Below are 16,840 nucleotides of genomic sequence, written 5' to 3'. Positions count from 1 at the left end.
TTTTTATTTTGTTTGTTTTTGTTCCAATATATTAACTATATCATTAACGGTTTTTAATTGCATAAGTTCTTCATCACTAATTTCTATTTTTAATTTTTTTTCTAAATCGGAAATTAATATAACTAAATCTAAACTATCTATTTTTAAATCTTTAATTAAAGTATTTAAATCAAAATTTAGTTTTGTATATCTTTTTAATTCCTTAAATAATATTTCTTTTAAATTCATGCTATTATTATAACTTATTTGTGCTAATCTTATAAGTTACTACACTTTTTTGCTTATCATTGTTCCATTTAAAAGTAATTAACAGATTTTGGTCATCTAATTGTTTATATGCATACTTAACTATTCCATCGGTGATTAACATTCTATTTAAAACATCCTTAATAATGTAAACAATCATATTTTCGTCAATTCATGCTTGACCATTGCGATAGTTCAACTTATTATAATAATCGCTACTTTGTATTTTTGGAAAAATGTTTGATCACTCAACTTCTTCGATTTTAGTACCCCCAATATCATTAGGATCAACTTCTTTTTCATTATCAATATTGTTTTTTTGTTTATCATTTTCGGTTTTATTTTCATTTTCTTTTTCTTCTTTTTTATCTTTATTATTATGATCTATTGTTTTTTTATTAATTTTTTGTTGCATTATAACAAAACCCGAACCTGCAGCAATTGATGCACTTAAAATTAATCCAACACTAGTTCACAAAATTATTTTTTTAGTTTTTTCTTTCATTATTTGATACCTATTTTTTCTATAGTTTCTAAATTTTCTGCATTTTTTATTATTTCAGTTATGTTTTCGTATTTTATTTTATGATAATTTTCTTGAGTCAACCATCCTTTAATATTTTTAACTTTCATTTTTATTAAACCACCATCTATACTAAAAAAGGGTTTTTCAATGTATTGAGGATAAGTCAATTTAAAATTTTTCAAATTTTTGCCTATATTAAAATTTAAAGTATGTCCAAAATCTCCTTTAAAATTTAATGGAATTAATAAACCTATTTTAGCTTGTGAGCTTGGTTCATCTATTTTTATTGAATCAGAATATTTATCATAATATGAATATGAATCTATTATTATTTGGCTTTTACCAAAATCTTCAAATTTTTGTTTAATATTATATTTTAATTTTGCATTGTTAAATAAAGAAATTGGGCTTAATTCAAAATCATAAATATCTGAATTAAGTAAATTCTCAATATTGTCATTTTTTATTTTGTAAATGTTTAAATCATATATTTTTTTATTGTGCTTACCTAATTCTAAAAATGTTGATTTAAATTCTAAATTTAAGTATTCAGTATTTACATTATGCGAAATTAAATGAGGATTAATTCTATCTGGTTTAGAATTTATTTCTATTTGACTTAATAGTTTAATATTAGTCTTTTTATTTACAATAATATTTTTAGATCTAGGATTATTTTTTATTCAATAAGTAAATCTTTGAACTTGATATCAATATCCATTAACTCTATAATAAATTTCAAAATTTATATTATTTATATCTTTAAATTCAAATTTATTTTTTGTATCTAAATCACTATTATATGTATTTATAAAAATGCTTTTATTATCATGATATATTGGTTTTATATCAATCAACTTGTTATTAATTAAAGCATTAATTTTAATTTCTTTAATTTCATTTAAACTATTAATATGTTCAAAAGTCAAAATAAAATTATCAGATTGAATAATTCTTTTTATTTTTAATGTTGTTAATTCATTCACAGTCAATCAATTATCTAAATATCTATTTCTTTTTGAACTAACTAAAAACTCTTCGACTCAAGTTTTAGATAGTTCGTTTATTTGTTTTTGTTCAAATTCTTGGTTATATGTAATTAACATACTCAATAAATAGATTAACCAAATAATTTAATTTTTTGTAATATGAATTTTTAGACCAATTATCCAAATATCAATATGGATTAGATTCCTTACGTATAAAATTTTCGTAAAATATTTTTTTATAATCTTCATCTAATGAATCTATAAAATAATCAATTCTAGATTTTATTTTTTTTGTTTCATTTGAAGTATATTTTAAATTTTTTAATTTGTCTAATAAGCAATATTTAGTAATAAAATCTTTTTTTCTTTGTAGACTCATTTTTTTTAAAATGTTTATTCTTTGTTCATTCAATTTTCCCTCCTCATTCTAAATGTAATAAAAAAATAAAACAAAAAATATTTAATGGAACTAAAAATTGAATAATATTTATATATAAATATTGTTTTTTAAATATTTTTATTTTTTGTATTAACTACATTGAAATAAATGTAAAATTTTAAGGGTTTTGCTACAATTATATCAATTAGAAAGTAAGGTAAAAATGGAAATAAAAATAAAGATTCAAAAAGCAATATCTGATTATGGTTATTGTTCTCGTCGAGAAGCTGAAAAATTAATAGAACAAAAAAGGGTATTTGCAAATAATATATTGGCTAAAATAGGCCAAAGAGTGTCTTTGGAAGATGAAATAAAAATAGATAATGAAATAATTAATAATAAAGATAAAAAGTTTTATATTTTATTAAATAAACCTAAAAATACTATTTGCACTTTAAAAGACCCTCAAGGAAGAAAAACCATTTATGAATGAATAAATATTGATAAATATTGTTATTCAATAGGTAGATTGGACTATAACACAACAGGAGTTATTATAATAACCAATGATGGAGATTTTGCTAATTTATTAGCTCATCCTTCTTCTAATATTGAAAGAGAATATATTGCTACTTTAGAAAAGCCTCTAAGTGAAAAAGATTTAAATTTCTTAAATTCTAATTTTGTTAAATTGAATGGAGTATTTTCAAAACAAAAAGTTACAAAAATAAATGACTTAGAATATTCGATCAAATTATTTGAAGGGCGAAATCACCATGTTAAAAATTTATTTTTATTAGTTAACAACTTTGTTAAAAAATTACATCGAAAAAAATATGGACATATAAGTGATTTTGGAATGAAAATAGGAGAATATAGAACATTAAGTTTAGTTGAATTAAATCAATTTAAAAAAATTACAAAAAATAAATAATGCCGATAGTTATTTATCGACATTATTTATTATTTTTCCTTTTTAATTATTTGTTTTATAGCTTTATCTACAAAATTAAAATCTGATTTTATTTTATTATTTGAGTTGTTTATATTTAAATTATATTTAGCATATTTCATTCAACCTTCATAAATATCTTTTGTAAAAGTTATCGCCATTTTTTTATTGTAATTTAATTTAGATAAATTATCATCGTTAGAAACCGAAATTAAATTTATATTATTTTTTTCAGCTATTTTGTAGGCTAATTGTAAATCACAACCTTTAGCCAATAATGTAAAATCTGAATTATTTTTTAAAATAAAATATGAGCCTAAAATAAAACTATGTTTTGAGGTATCTTTGCATAATCAATTGCTAGAAAGATTTGCTATTATTACTACCGGTCCTTGAGCTTTATTTAAATAAAACTCTATTGCTCCCAATAATTCATGTAAATCGCCGGGATATAATATTTTTAGACCTTCAATTGAATTCAATAATGATATTTGTTCTTCAGCTTGGTAAGAACTTTTTAAATTTTCAACAGTATTTATATCATTATTAAAGAAATATAGTAATTTCATTTTATCATCAATAGCTTTTCTTATACCTCCTATGAAAGAATCTGCATCTGAAAGACTATTAAATATAAAAGGTTTAATATTTGAATGTATATAAATACCATTAGCTATTAAACTCATTGAAGTTTTTTTCATTCCCAATAATAAGCTTCTACCCTCTGTGTTATTTTTGGCAAAAACACCATTAGAAGATTTTATTTTGAATAATGTGTTTATTAAAGAAGAAAGAGCAAAAGTATTTTTATATTTATCAAAAATATTATTTATTATTGCAAATAAATTTGTACTAATATCCTGAGAATTTGAAAGAAAATTGTCATTTACATTTTCCTTTAATTCTTCGTTTAAAAAGTCTAATAAACGATCCGAAGGAGTTCATTTTTTAAATAATTCATGATTCCTTTCAAATACTTTTTTATAAGAACTTTTTACTTCTGGGTAAATATCAAAAAAATCTGTTTTTTTAAAATTTAGAGTTTCTTTAAATTCATCAATTTCTTCGAAAGTTAAAATTTTGTTATTAGTTGAATAATTTTCTAATATGTTCAAATTTAATTCCCCTAAAGTAGTTTTAATTTCTATAAAATTAGGTTTTTTTGATTTTTTAGCTTTACTTATAGCATTGGAAATTGATTTATAATTTGTGCCATCTATTCTTTGAAAATTAAAACCATATGATTCATATATTTTTTTAATGTCTATTAAATCTTTTTTAGTTTCAATAGTATTACTTAACAATGAATTTGAATCATATAAAACTATTAATTTATTTAGTTTTAAACTGCCAGCGTATTGTAAAGCTTCATTTGCTATTCCAGTTTCTAAATCTTTAGATGAAACAAAAACATATGTATAATGAGAAATTTCGTTAAAATTAGAAGATAAATTAGCTTCTGCTATCGCTATTCCCACAGCTTCAGCCACACCTTGCCCTTGTCTACCTGAAGAAGTTTCAATTCCCAAGTTAGTATTCTTTTTTAAATAACTTTTAAAAGGATTTGAAGCTTTATTTATATTTTCTATTTCTTCTCTAGAAATTAAGCCCAATAAATAAAGCATTGAATAATATGTTGGTATAGCATATGCATCGCTTAAAATAAATCTATCTCTACAAATTCAGTCTGGATTTAGAAAATCAAATTTATAATGAAAAGCAAAAAGAGTGTGAAAAATTTTAGCTGCACTTATATTAATCGGAATGTTTCCAGATTTAGCGTTGGCAATTTGAGCTAAAGAGTTCATTTTTATATTATCAATTGCTATTTCATTTATTCTCTTATTTTTAAACATTTTCAATACCTTCAAAAATCAAATTTATATTAATTGGTTTTACATTTATTAATGAATATACTCTTTGTTCGATCATAAAAATTAATTGCTTAGTTTCAAAAGAGAGAGTTGTATTCTTTTTTAATTTATATGATATAAAAATTTCAGCATTATTTTTAGCAGCATTAATAACTATTTTTGGCTCACTAGTTAAAATTATATTTTTTTTAGTTTCAAATACTTGCTTTATGGTTGAAATAATTGTATCTAATTCAACTTTAAAATCAAAATTCATTTTTGTATTAACCGATATACTATTGCTCATATTAAGCTCTTCCTACATATTTTCCGGTTTCTGTTGAAATTAAAATCAATTCACCTTCTTTAATAAATAAAGGCGTTTCTACAACGTAACCAGTTTCTACTGTAACCTTTTTTTGAGCTGCTTGGGCTGTATTTCCCTTAACTGCATCTGGAGCTTCAGTAACTACTAATGCAACATTAGCTGGCAATTCAATATCCAACACTTCAGCTTCATATTTTCTAACTATAACTTTCATTCCTTCTTTTAAGAAATTTAGTTCTCATTCTAAATGAGATACAGGAATTTCTGTTTGTTCAAAAGTTTCTTGGTCCATCAATACAATACTTTCACCAGCATTATATAAATAATCCATACTTACTTTATCAATCATAGCTTTTTCAACTTTTTCTCCACCTGTAAATGATTTTATAGTTGTTGAGCCCGTTCTTAAATCTTTGGCCTTAGCTTTAACGTTTGCTTGTCCTCGACCTTGTTTTGAGTGTTGAGCCTCCAATACTACATAAATATTGCCATCTAATTTAAAAGTTACTCCTGGCTTTAAATCGTTAACATTAATCATATTTTCTCCTTAATTTTTTTATATTTTAAAAGTAATTTAATTATTACTATATTTTTTAGTGTTAATTAGTGATAATTTACAATAAATTATAAAAAAATTATAAATTATTAAAAATAAAATAAATATTATTTATTCATTTAAATAAAACTATAAAATTATAAGTATGCACAAATGACTAAATTTAAACATAACAGAAGAAGAAACAATCGTTTATAAAAATTTAATTAAAAGAATAAAAAGATGAATTTCTAAAAAAGTAAAGGATGCCAAATGCAATGGTGTTGTTTTAGGAGTGTCGGGCGGGATTGATAGCGCAACTTTAGCTATTATCTTAAAAGACATATTTGGAAATAAAAGTTATTTTTATTATTTAAAAACTTTTGAAGATAATGAAAATATCGAGCATATAAATAAATTAAATTCAATAATTAAAAATATAAAAATTATTGATTTAAGCAAAGAATTTAATTCATTTGCTAGCAAACTCAATTTAAAAGAAGATATTATAAAAGCAAATGCTAAGTCTAGATTTTTTATGAATTATTTGTATGCGCAAGCTCAAATAAATAATTCTCTTGTTATAGGCACAGATAATTTTAATGAGTATTATTTAGGTTATTTTACTAAATATGGTGATGGCGGATGTGATTTGCTACCTTTTGCCAATCTACTGAAAAGTGATATTTATAAGATAGCTAAAATAATTGGAGTACCAAAAGAAATTATAAATAAAAAACCTAGTGCCAATTTGCTATCAAATAAATCTGATGAAGAAGAATTAGGCTTTAGTTATGAAGAATTTGAAAATTATTTAAATAATTCAAATTCAGTTTCAAAAATTGTTAAACAAAAAATACTTAATTTAAACTTAAAAACAATGCATAAAAGATCACTGATTCCTAGAGGCCCAAAAAAACAACCTAATAAGAATTTAAATGATAAAAAAACAAAAGTTTTATCTTTTGTTTAGATGTTTGCAATTTTTTAATTTATTTTTTGAATAGCGTTATATTATTTAATAATTATAAAATTTTTGTTTGTCAATTATCATAATAGAGATCTTGATATTCTTTGGTAGTTTTTATAGCATCTACATTCAGTTTTATTAAGCCATTTTCATAGTCAAAAAGTTTATTTTCAAAAAAATCGTTATATTTTATTTCGTTAAAATTATTAATCATAGATTGTTCTATTTTATATTTAAATTCTAATTTTCCTAAATGGTTTAAGGGTATATGATACCCATTAAGTTTGGATTTTATTGCTGTTTTAAATTCTTTTTTATCATTATCTCAAACACAAGGATTATCAATATAATATTTTATATTATATTTAAAAGGATTTAATCTTGTGATTTGTTTAAGTAATTTATAATCTTTATTATTAATTGAATCATTAATATTTACTTTATTTAGAAATTCCAGTTGAAATTCTCTATCTGGTATGTAATATTTATTTTGAGTTTTTAATTCTAAATCTTGTTCTATAACTTTATGTACTAATTGGTTTTGTTTAATGTTATAAAACCTAAAATTGTAATATAAATTATTTATATAACCCGTATTATTTTCAAAAGGATCTATAGAACTTATTGAATCCTCTTTTATGTTAAAGTTAATAGATTCTATTAACTTAAATTTTAAATTTTTATTTCTAACATTTAAATTAGAAAAATTCATATTATTTTTGTTTATTTTAAAGTTTATTTTAAATCCTATATTTCAAAATTGATATTTTCTATATTTGCTATAAAAAGCAAACATTAATTCTTTTAAATTTTCAAATTTTATAAAAGTTCCGTCTTTAAATTTATTTATTCTAAATTTATATTTATTCTTAATATGTTCTTTTTGTTCTAAAAGAATTTCTTTATTATTAATTTTTATAAATTTAAATCTTGAATTATCGTATGCTTTAGTTTCGATGGAAATGTCAATAATTCAACAATTATTAGATAAATTTCGCAAAATTGAAACTTCAAGACTATTATTTTTTAAACTTTTATTTGTAACTTTTTTTCCATTATTGTCCTTTAAAGCTATAATTTTGGCATTTATATCTTCATTATAATATTCATATTGTTTATTATCTTCTTTGTATTCTCGCTGAACAGTATTATATAAAAACATTTGTTTTCCCTTCTTTTTTGCCTATTATTATGGCTTTTAAAGTACAACACATTTTTTAAGATATTTGTTTTAATTGATACTAAAAAATTTATTTATTAAAATAAAAATTTTTAAAAGTTTTATTAATCAATAGAAAAAAACAAATTTTTAAATTTGTAAGTTATTTAATTAATTGATATTTAAAAAATATTTATTCGAAAAAACATCATTTTATTATTTTTTCAATTAATTTTATTTTTCTATAAAAAGTAGATTTTGATATATTAAAAGTTTTTCAAGAAATATTGCTTAAATTCTTTTTAAATAAAATTGTTAAAAATATAGATTTTGCAACTGGTTCTAGATTATTTATTGTATTTAGCAACAAAGTTTTAAAATTTCTATTTATTAACATTTTTTGTGCTTTTAATTCTTCAAAATTTTTAATACATAATGATAATTCTTTTTCTAATTGTGAATTATCATTGTTCAAATCTTTTGCGCTAATTTGCTCATCGCTTAAATTATTGGGAAATTTATCTGAACAACCTTGTAATATTAAATTTATAAATGGTTTAAGAGAAATTAATCTTTTATATTTTTTTTGTGCCATAATTTTCCTTTTTTATTTTTATTTTAAAATAAATAAATTTCAATTTGGTAGAAAATGAAACTTAGAAAAACTCTATATATGAAATATATAAAAAAACAATAGTTTCATTAAAATCATCAATTTTACAAAAAAAATGCAGCCTTAAAAGGCCACAAATAATTAAATATATTTTTCGGGATGCATTTTTTTCATTTTTTTAATAAATTCTTCTTTATCTAATGAACCATATTTATTCATTAATTCAACACATTCATTGTATTCTTTTTGAGCTCATTCTATGCCTTCAAAACCAGTGACATCTGTTACATTAGGACCCTTAAAGAATTTATAATTTTTAAAAAATACTTCAACTGAATGTAATCACATTTTATCAATGTCTTCTAAATTTTTAATGTGATCTAAACGGTAATCATCAGCATGAACTGCTATTAACTTAGTATCTGTTTCACCCGAATCAATCATTTTCATTGCGCCGACAATTCTAACATCTACTGAAGTTCCTGGCATAAATTGTTCTGGTGAATAAACTAAAACATCTAGTTCATCACCATCTCAATCTAAAGCTTCTGATATATAACCATAATTGGCTGGATATTTAAATCCTCCTCTTAAAATTCTATCAACTTTAATTTTTCCAGTTTTTCTATCGTATTCGTATTTAATACTAGAATTCATAGGAATTTCTATATTTACTGTTATGTTTTTCATATTTAAATTTTACCAATTTTTAAAATTTCTCAAAAATTTCTTTGCTTTTTCTTCACTTTATTTTTTTTATGTTTGTTTTAACTTATATTTAATGTTGGAGGAAACGAAAATGACAATTTATTTATATGGAAAAATAGTTCATATTAATACTAATTATTTAATATTGGATCACAACGGGAAGGGAGAATTAATTTATGTTCCACAAATTAATAGATTTAAAAGTAATGAAAATAGAAAAATATTTATTTCACAAATTATTAATGAATATTCAAAAGTAACATATGGTTTTGAGAATTTTAAGGAAATGATAATTTTTGAAGACTTAATTAGTTTGCAAGGATTAGGTCCCAAAACAGCAATTTCAATTTTAAACCAAGGGTGGGAAAATATAATTTACTATATTGCTAATTCTAACAAAGAGGAATTAGTTAAAATACCTTATGTTTCAGTAAAAATTGCTAATGCCATTTTATTAGCTTTTAAAGACAAGTATTCTAAATTTGTTTCAAAAATGAGTGAGGAAGATTTAAATAAGTTTAATTCTAAGGCTAAAAGTTCTTCTAATTTAAAAGAATTTGAAGAAACTATGAAAATGCTAGGTTTTAAAAATAGCCAAATTAAATTGGCTTTAGATAATATGGAAATAACAAATAATATAGAGGAATCTGTTGAAAATGCTATAAAAATTATTAGTCAAAAACAAAATGAAGCAAGAGTATAGAGTAAAAACTTTTGAGGATTTTATTGGCCAAGAAAAAATTACTTCTACATTAAAAGTAATGATAAATTCTTCAATTGTCCAAAAAACTCCAATAGATCATATACTTTTTTATGGTCCACCTGGACTTGGTAAAACAACTTTAGCTCAAATTATAGCAAATGAAACAAAAACTAAGATAGTTTATGTTCAAGGACCTTTAATTCAGAAAAAAAGTGATATTTTAACTATATTTTCTTCATTAACAGAAAATGATATTTTGTTTATTGATGAAATACATGGAATTAATAAAAATGTTGAAGAATTATTGTATTCTGCAATTGAAGATTATGTAATAGATTTACCAATTGGAGTTGAAGGTGATATGAAAATAATGCGCCTTAATTTAAAAAGATTTTCTTTAATCGGGGCAACCACAAAATATAATTTAATATCAAATCCACTTAAGGATAGATTTGGGTACATAGGAAAATTACAAACTTATTCCATTGAAGATATACAGAAAATTATAAAAAATTCTGCTTTAAGAAATAAAATTGAAATAGAAACAAAAGCTATAAAATTAATTGCTCAAAATTGCAGGTCTACCCCCAGAATAGCTAATAATTTATTAAAAAGAGTTTATGACTTTGCAATATATAAAAATAAAAAAGCAATAACAGACTCTATAGTAAATGAAGCTTTTAATTACTTAGAAGTTTATCCTGGTGGTTTAAATGTACCTCAAGTAGAATATTTGCAAGTATTAAAAAAAGTTTTTAATAATAAAAGTGCTTCTTTAGATACTTTAAGTTCTATTATAAAAGATGATAAATTTACTATAGTTAACGAATTAGAGCCTTCCTTGTTAATTAAAAAATATATAGAAAAAAGTCCAAGAGGTAGAAAAATTACTAAAGAAGGAATTGAATATTTAAACATTTTAGAAATTCAAAAAAATTTTTAATTCTAGTATAAACATATATTTTTAAATATATTGTTCTTTAAATAGAAAAATTTAATATAATTTTAACCATGAATAAAAAAATAAGAATTAGTCCAGCTCTGAAATGAGTGTTTAGTATTTTTATTATTATAGCAATGATAGTTTCATTGATATTTGGTTCAATTTTTTATCTAGGGCCCAAATTAAAAAACAATAATTCTACAAATGAACAAATAGTGAGTTCAAAAGTAATTTTAAAAATAGATAAAGATAATAACCAAACAAGCTCTAAAGAAGATCTTAAACCAAACGAAATTGCTAATATAGTAAAAAGTTACTTACAAGAAAAAAATGATAAATTGACATCAAATTTTGATGTTAATTTATTGTCTAAAGATTTATTAGAAGTAAAAAGTTTATTAGCTACGAACGATGAAAAATTATCTTCATTAGTAGCTTCTTTGATTAAAAAACCATACCTAACAATTACTGACCATAATGGTAATCCTTTGTTTTATAAGGGTAGATATCAAGGATTAGAGGGTTCTTCTCATAATTTACAAGAATTAATTGCGGATGGAGCCCAAGATTTTAATATGGATTTAGATGCAAATCCAGCAACAGACAAAATACCTCAAGGATATGCTGATAGAATTCAAATTAAATTAAATGATTATGCATGAGATCAATTCACTCGTTTAGCTTTTGATTATTGAATTAAAGGTTTTCGTAGTCAAAATCCTAATCCTAATTTAAATAGTTCAACTAATAAAGTTTATTTTTGGTTAAATTTAGATGAATTTATTCATAATGCTATTAAAAATGATAAAGAAAATTGAGATAAGGCGGGTCACAATCCTGTTAAATATGCCTATGTAAATAATAAACCTGATGTAGATCAAACAAAAGATAAAGATGGTAAAGTTATTAATTCTATTAATCCAATATTAAAAAATTCGATTAATGCTCAAAAATACTTAATTTCAGCAACATCTCCCATATCTTTAATTTCTTCACAAAAAAGAGATTCTGTGTTTTATTTAATAAATAATAGTCCAAATGGTTATTCTAATAGACAATTAAAATCATTAATTAATTTTTCATACACCCCCTTTACTTTAACAAAACAAACAGCTTTTTTTGAAAATAAACCAGCATATAAGTTTGATTCATTTGTTTTGGCTATGGTAATTTTATTTGTAGCTATGTCAATATTTTTAATTGTAAAACATAAAACTTTAGGAGCTATATCTTCAATTACTATGGCTTTCTTAATATTTGTATTTATGTCAATTATTACTGCTTTTGGAGTATCTATAAATTCGTTAGTTGCTATATCAATTATGGTAGTAATATTTGTAATGTTTAATTTAATTGCTAAAAAATTGCAAATATTTAGTAAAGAAATCAGAGAAGGTTCTAATACAAATAAATCAATTAATAAAGCAACAAAAAAAACTTTTATTTCTGGTTTAGATGTAGTAGCAATAATGGGCTTGGGTTCAATATTAGCATTTTATTTAAATATAAATCATTCTTCTACTATAGGGGCATTATTTGGAATTGGAACATTATTAATTGCAATAATACTAATAGGTATTAATACATTAGTATTAAAATTAATGATTCAAACCGAAACTTTTGATAAAAAAATAGGCTGACTAATGTCAACAAAGGCAACTAAGTGCAAATTAATAGGAAAAATAGAAACTTTCTTTAAAACTAAATATTTTATAATACCAATTGTAATATTTGCTATTTTAGGTCTTATTGTTTATAGCACTTTTGCAATAAAACAACAAAACGCAATAGCTGGTTTTAATGTAAGTTCAGAAATTTATAATGATTATATTTATTCAATTGGAATTAATTTTAAAAATAATAGTAATTTGAATTTACATCAACAAATAATTAATGATTTAAATAATTATGTATCAAATAACAACAAAAATGTTTTAATTAGTTTATTACAAACTAATCAAATGGGATTTAAAGAAATTATTATAAATTCAAGAAGTAATATTGATAATTTTATTAATGTAGATTTGGTAAATTATTTTAATTCTAAAAATTATTTAGATGCAGAATTAATTAAGACATCTAACACATTAGGAGCAACCAATGTTGGTTATTCTTTAGGATGAACTACTTTATTATTGTTGTTAATAATGATTTCAACTGTAATATACATTTCATTTAGATATTCTTTCCAATCGGCATTTATCTTCCTAATTAAACAAATTATATTGTTTATTATTTTAATAGCTTCATTTGCAGCTTTCAGGATAAAATTGGATTCACAAATATATGATTCTCTAATTTTAATATTATTTATTAATATTTTTGATTCAACAATTAATGCTTCAAGAATTAAATCAGAAGTTAAAAAAGATTTAAATACTAAAAATTACATTTATACTTTAGAACAAACACATACAATTTTTAAATCTTTCATAGCGGATATATTACTAATTCAAAACATTAATATGATTTTAGGAATAGTTTTTATGGTTTCGGCACCTTTTCTATTAGTTACTATATCAATGGCACCAATAATATCAATAGGTTTAAGTTTTATATTACTTTGATATTTAAATCTATTTATAATGCCTAGAATTTGGGAATGATTAACTAATTTAAAATATACAAATAAGTTAAAAAGAATTAAAAATGATTTTTGAAATACAGAAAAAATTCAAGAACAAACATTTATAGGAATAAATGATTTTTCAATATAAAAAAAATAATGAGGTGAATTAATGTTTAATAGATTAAAGGGAACTAAAGATATATATTCTAATGAAGCCAGCATTGTAAGTTATATTCGAAAATCTTTTGAAAAGATTTCATGACAATATAATTATAAATACATTGAAACCCCAATAATTGAGGATTATAACTTATTTGTTAGGGCTACAGGAGAAACTAGCGATATAGTTACTAAAGAAATGTATGTTTTTAAAGATAAGGGCAATCGCATGGTTGCCTTGAGACCGGAAGGAACCGCTTCTACAATAAGAGCTTATATTGAAAATAAAATAAATAATTTAGATAATTCTAAACTTTATTATTTTGGTCCTATGTTTAGATATGAAAGGCCTCAAAAAGGAAGATATAGACAATTTATTCAAGGAGGAGTAGAGTTAATTGAAAAAAAATCAGTTTTAAGTAATTTTGAAATTATAAAATTAGCAAATGATTTTCTTAAAGAAATTAAAATTAATGATTTTGTTTTAGAAATAAATAATTTGGGTAGTTTTGAAAGTAGAAATAACTATATTAATAATTTAAAAAAATATTTTCAACAATATAAATCACAATTGAATGAAATATCAAAATTAAGACTTGAAAAAAACGTATTAAGAATTTTAGATGATAAAGAAGAAATAGAAAAAGATTTTGTTAAGCAAGCGCCTAAGTTAATTGATTTTTTAACAGAAAAAGAACAAAAAGATTATGAAGATTTATTAAATTTACTAAAAGAGTCTGGAATTAAATTTAAAGAAAACCCATATTTAGTGAGAGGTTTAGATTATTACACAGATATAGTTTTTGAATTTGTATCAACTTCCGAAGCTTTGGGTACTAAGTCAACCATTTTGGCAGGTGGCAGATATGATGGAATGATTAAGTCATTTGAAGGTCCTGATTTAGGTTCTATTGGTTTTGCTTTTGGTGTTGATAGATTAGTTGAAATAATTTCCTATAATATTGGTAAATATAAAGAAATAGATAATCAATTGCAGATCTTAGCAGCCTATATTAATGAAAAAGAAAGAAATGAGATACTTAAAATTGTATATGATTTGCGAAAGGAATTTAATGTAGAATTTGTTAATTCAAAAATAACTATTAAACAATTATTTAAATTAAATTTTAAAAATAAACCTAAAATCTTATTGTTTAAGGAATTGAATTCTAAACCAAATTACATTAAATTAAAATTTAAAGATAAGGAAATAGAATTTGAATATAAAAATTTAGAAGATTTTAAAAAGAAAGTACTAGAGGCACTATAAAATGAAAAAAAGTTATTGTTCTAAGTTAAATAAAAATAATTTAGGCGAAGCGGTAGAACTGTATGGTTGGATAGCAAATAAAAGAAAATTTAAAGGACAAATGTTTATAGATTTAAGAGATTCTAGTGGTATTGTTCAATTGATTTTTCAAAATATTAGTGATCCATTATTAACAAAAGAAAGTTGCATTAAAGCAATTGGAAAAGTTCAAAAACGTTTGGAGGCTAATAAAGATTTAGCTTCAGGAGAAATAGAAGTATTAGTTGAAAAATATGAAATTTTAAATTCTGCTAAACAAATTCCTTTTGATATTGATGATAATAGAGATAATTCTGCCAATGAAGATCTTAGATTAGAATATAGATTTTTAGATGTTCGTAATGAAAAAGTTTTAAATAATTTAAAAATGAGACATAAGTTATCGTTATTAATTAGAAACTTTTTTGATAAAAAAGGTTTTATAGAAGTAGAAACACCAATTTTAGGCAAATCTACTCCAGAGGGGGCTAGAGATTATTTAGTGCCCACAAGGCGTAAAGGAAAATTTTTTGCTTTACCACAATCGCCACAATTATTTAAGCAATTATTAATGGCTGGGGGTATTGAAAAATATTTTCAACTAGCAAGAGTGTTTAGAGATGAAGATTTAAGAAAAGATAGACAACCAGAATTTACTCAACTTGATATTGAAATGTCATTTGCTCAACAGCAAGATATTTTTAATCTTTGCGAGGAAATGTGAGTTGAAGTTTTAAATAAAATGGGATTTTCTATAAAACCTAATTTTCCAAAAATGGATTTTGATTATTCAATGCAACATTATGGTAATGATAAACCAGATACAAGATATGAATACTTAATTCAAGATTTTTCAAAAGAATTAAGTACTAAATTTAATAAAAAATATATTAAAGTGATTATTTTTGATAGAAATGTAGAATCACATTCGAAAGATATTAATGAAATATTTAAGAAAAATAACGGTGATTTTTTTGAAATATTAGATTTAAATAGTCCTAAATGCTATTCAAGCGAATATTTATCTAAAAATAATAATTGTAAATTTAAAGAATCTTATGCTTTAGTTTCTGCGAGTGATGATGAAGAAGACGCTTTAAAATCTTTAGGAGCAATAAGAACATTGTTAAATGAAATTTATCAATTAGCAGATCCAAATAAATTAAAATTTTTATGAATAGTTAATTGACCAATGTTTGAATATGACAAAGAAACTAAAACTTATGTACCCGCTCACCACCCATTTACTCAATTTGATGAAAATACAACTAAGTATTTAGAAACAAAAGAATTTTCTAAAGTTAGAGCAAAATCTTATGATTTAGTTTTAAATGGTTTTGAATTAGGCTCAGGATCAATTAGAATTTACGATTTAAAAACACAAAGAATGATGTTTGATATACTTAATATATCTCAAAAAGAACAAAATTCAAGATTTGGTTTCTTTTTAAAAGCATTTGAATATGGTTTGCCTCCACATTGTGGTATTGCTTTTGGTATAGAAAGAATATTAATGATTTTAACCAAATCATCTTCTATAAGAGATGTTATAGCATTTCCAAAAAATGCAAAAGGAGTTGATTTGTTAACTTCGGCACCTTCGGAAGTTTCAAAAGAACAACTATTTGAATATGGTATAGAAATTAAAAAATAAAGGAGAAAAAAATGAGTAGTACAGGTTTATGAATACTAATAAGTATTTTAATAATAGTTTCATTTTTTATTGTTGGAATATCTTTTATGATGGCTCCAGATTCAAATAGTTTTAGTGGAGCATTAGTTGGAAGTAATGATTTAGATTTATTTAAAGTTTCTAAAGAGCGTGGAATTAAAAAAGTATTAAAATGATCAATGATTTCTTTAGGGGTGCTGTTATTTATATTTGCTATAGTGATTAGAGTATTAGTTCAAAAAGGTTAA

The 16,840-nt window shown here is 22.5% G+C and carries 18 protein-coding genes; 8 read left to right on the top strand and 10 right to left on the bottom strand.

From position 1 onward, the window contains the following. Positions 1-3 precede the first annotated feature (3 nt). From DMC14_RS02655 to DMC14_RS02640, 4 genes are read right to left on the bottom strand one after another with little or no spacing between them, the layout of a single operon-like run. Positions 4-228, bottom strand: a complete 225-nt coding sequence (locus tag DMC14_RS02655) for an acyl carrier protein (protein WP_116171678.1) — start codon at positions 226-228, stop codon at positions 4-6. A gap of 7 nt (positions 229-235) precedes the next feature. Next, positions 236-751 (bottom strand): MHO_1590 family protein, encoded by a 516-nt coding sequence (locus DMC14_RS06415; RefSeq protein ID WP_116171677.1) that lies wholly within the window; start codon positions 749-751, stop codon positions 236-238. Then, on the bottom strand, positions 751-1,878 hold the full coding sequence (locus DMC14_RS06410; protein WP_116171676.1) for an MHO_1580 family protein: 1,128 nt from the start codon (positions 1,876-1,878) through the stop codon (positions 751-753). The genes DMC14_RS06415 and DMC14_RS06410 overlap by 1 nt, the downstream gene beginning before the upstream one ends. Then, positions 1,862-2,173: a hypothetical protein gene (locus DMC14_RS02640; protein WP_116171675.1), complete on the bottom strand. Its 312-nt coding sequence runs from the start codon at positions 2,171-2,173 to the stop codon at positions 1,862-1,864. The genes DMC14_RS06410 and DMC14_RS02640 overlap by 17 nt, the downstream gene beginning before the upstream one ends. A gap of 190 nt (positions 2,174-2,363) precedes the next feature. On the opposite strand from DMC14_RS02640, the gene DMC14_RS02635 reads away from it, so the two are divergent. Then, positions 2,364-3,074, top strand: coding sequence for a pseudouridine synthase (locus tag DMC14_RS02635; RefSeq protein ID WP_116171674.1), 711 nt, complete (start codon positions 2,364-2,366; stop codon positions 3,072-3,074). 29 nt (positions 3,075-3,103) lie between these two features. On the opposite strand, the gene DMC14_RS06405 is transcribed toward DMC14_RS02635, so the two are convergent. The 3 genes from DMC14_RS06405 to efp are packed head-to-tail and all read right to left on the bottom strand — an operon-like array spanning position 3,104 to position 5,811. Next, a complete protein-coding gene (locus DMC14_RS06405) occupies positions 3,104-4,948 on the bottom strand; it encodes a transketolase family protein (RefSeq protein ID WP_116171673.1) in 1,845 nt (614 codons plus the stop codon). Beyond that, the gene (locus tag DMC14_RS02625) at positions 4,941-5,252 is read right to left on the bottom strand and encodes an MMB_0454 family protein (RefSeq protein WP_116171672.1); all 312 of its coding nucleotides are present in this window, start codon (positions 5,250-5,252) and stop codon (positions 4,941-4,943) included. The genes DMC14_RS06405 and DMC14_RS02625 overlap by 8 nt, the downstream gene beginning before the upstream one ends. 1 nt (position 5,253) lies before the next feature. Beyond that, positions 5,254-5,811: an elongation factor P gene (gene efp / locus DMC14_RS06400; protein ID WP_116171671.1), complete on the bottom strand. Its 558-nt coding sequence runs from the start codon at positions 5,809-5,811 to the stop codon at positions 5,254-5,256. A gap of 163 nt (positions 5,812-5,974) precedes the next feature. Here efp and nadE point away from each other — a divergent pair, with 163 nt between their 5' ends. Further along, the gene (gene nadE / locus DMC14_RS02615; RefSeq protein WP_116171670.1) at positions 5,975-6,781 is read left to right on the top strand and encodes an NAD(+) synthase; all 807 of its coding nucleotides are present in this window, start codon (positions 5,975-5,977) and stop codon (positions 6,779-6,781) included. 52 nt (positions 6,782-6,833) lie between these two features. Here the strand turns inward: nadE and DMC14_RS06395 are convergent, their stop codons facing one another. The 3 genes from DMC14_RS06395 to DMC14_RS02600 all read right to left on the bottom strand — a co-directional run bounded on the left by DMC14_RS06395 (position 6,834) and on the right by DMC14_RS02600 (position 9,240). After that, positions 6,834-7,940, bottom strand: coding sequence for an MHO_1580 family protein (locus DMC14_RS06395; protein ID WP_116171669.1), 1,107 nt, complete (start codon positions 7,938-7,940; stop codon positions 6,834-6,836). A gap of 190 nt (positions 7,941-8,130) precedes the next feature. Beyond that, a complete protein-coding gene (locus DMC14_RS02605) occupies positions 8,131-8,532 on the bottom strand; it encodes a hypothetical protein (RefSeq protein WP_116171668.1) in 402 nt (133 codons plus the stop codon). A 159-nt stretch (positions 8,533-8,691) separates the two neighbouring features. Then, a complete protein-coding gene (locus tag DMC14_RS02600) occupies positions 8,692-9,240 on the bottom strand; it encodes an inorganic diphosphatase (RefSeq protein WP_116171667.1) in 549 nt (182 codons plus the stop codon). 109 nt (positions 9,241-9,349) lie between these two features. On the opposite strand from DMC14_RS02600, the gene ruvA reads away from it, so the two are divergent. The 6 genes from ruvA to secG all read left to right on the top strand — a co-directional run bounded on the left by ruvA (position 9,350) and on the right by secG (position 16,840). After that, positions 9,350-9,961, top strand: a complete 612-nt coding sequence (gene ruvA / locus DMC14_RS02595; protein WP_116171666.1) for a Holliday junction branch migration protein RuvA — start codon at positions 9,350-9,352, stop codon at positions 9,959-9,961. Next, a complete protein-coding gene (gene ruvB / locus DMC14_RS02590) occupies positions 9,945-10,904 on the top strand; it encodes a Holliday junction branch migration DNA helicase RuvB (RefSeq protein ID WP_116171665.1) in 960 nt (319 codons plus the stop codon). The genes ruvA and ruvB overlap by 17 nt, the downstream gene beginning before the upstream one ends. Before the next feature lie 68 nt (positions 10,905-10,972). Then, entirely contained in the window at positions 10,973-13,621 is a 2,649-nt protein-coding gene (gene secDF, locus DMC14_RS06390; protein WP_137412669.1) for a protein translocase subunit SecDF, read from the top strand. A gap of 21 nt (positions 13,622-13,642) precedes the next feature. Next, positions 13,643-14,902 carry a histidine--tRNA ligase gene (hisS, locus tag DMC14_RS02580; RefSeq protein ID WP_116171663.1) on the top strand — a complete coding sequence of 420 codons (1,260 nt, stop codon included), beginning with the start codon at positions 13,643-13,645 and terminating at the stop codon, positions 14,900-14,902. Position 14,903: 1 nt separating this feature from the next. Beyond that, entirely contained in the window at positions 14,904-16,574 is a 1,671-nt protein-coding gene (gene aspS, locus DMC14_RS02575) for an aspartate--tRNA ligase (protein WP_116171662.1), read from the top strand. 11 nt (positions 16,575-16,585) lie between these two features. Further along, positions 16,586-16,840 (top strand): preprotein translocase subunit SecG, encoded by a 255-nt coding sequence (secG, locus tag DMC14_RS06385; protein WP_116171661.1) that lies wholly within the window; start codon positions 16,586-16,588, stop codon positions 16,838-16,840.

The sequence above is a fragment of the Metamycoplasma phocicerebrale genome (assembly GCF_003383595.3).
Classification (GTDB): Bacteria; Bacillota_I; Bacilli_A; order Mycoplasmatales; family Metamycoplasmataceae; genus Metamycoplasma; species Metamycoplasma phocicerebrale.
The sequence above is the reverse complement of the archived record's forward strand: the minus strand, read 5'-3'. Positions and strand labels throughout refer to the sequence as shown.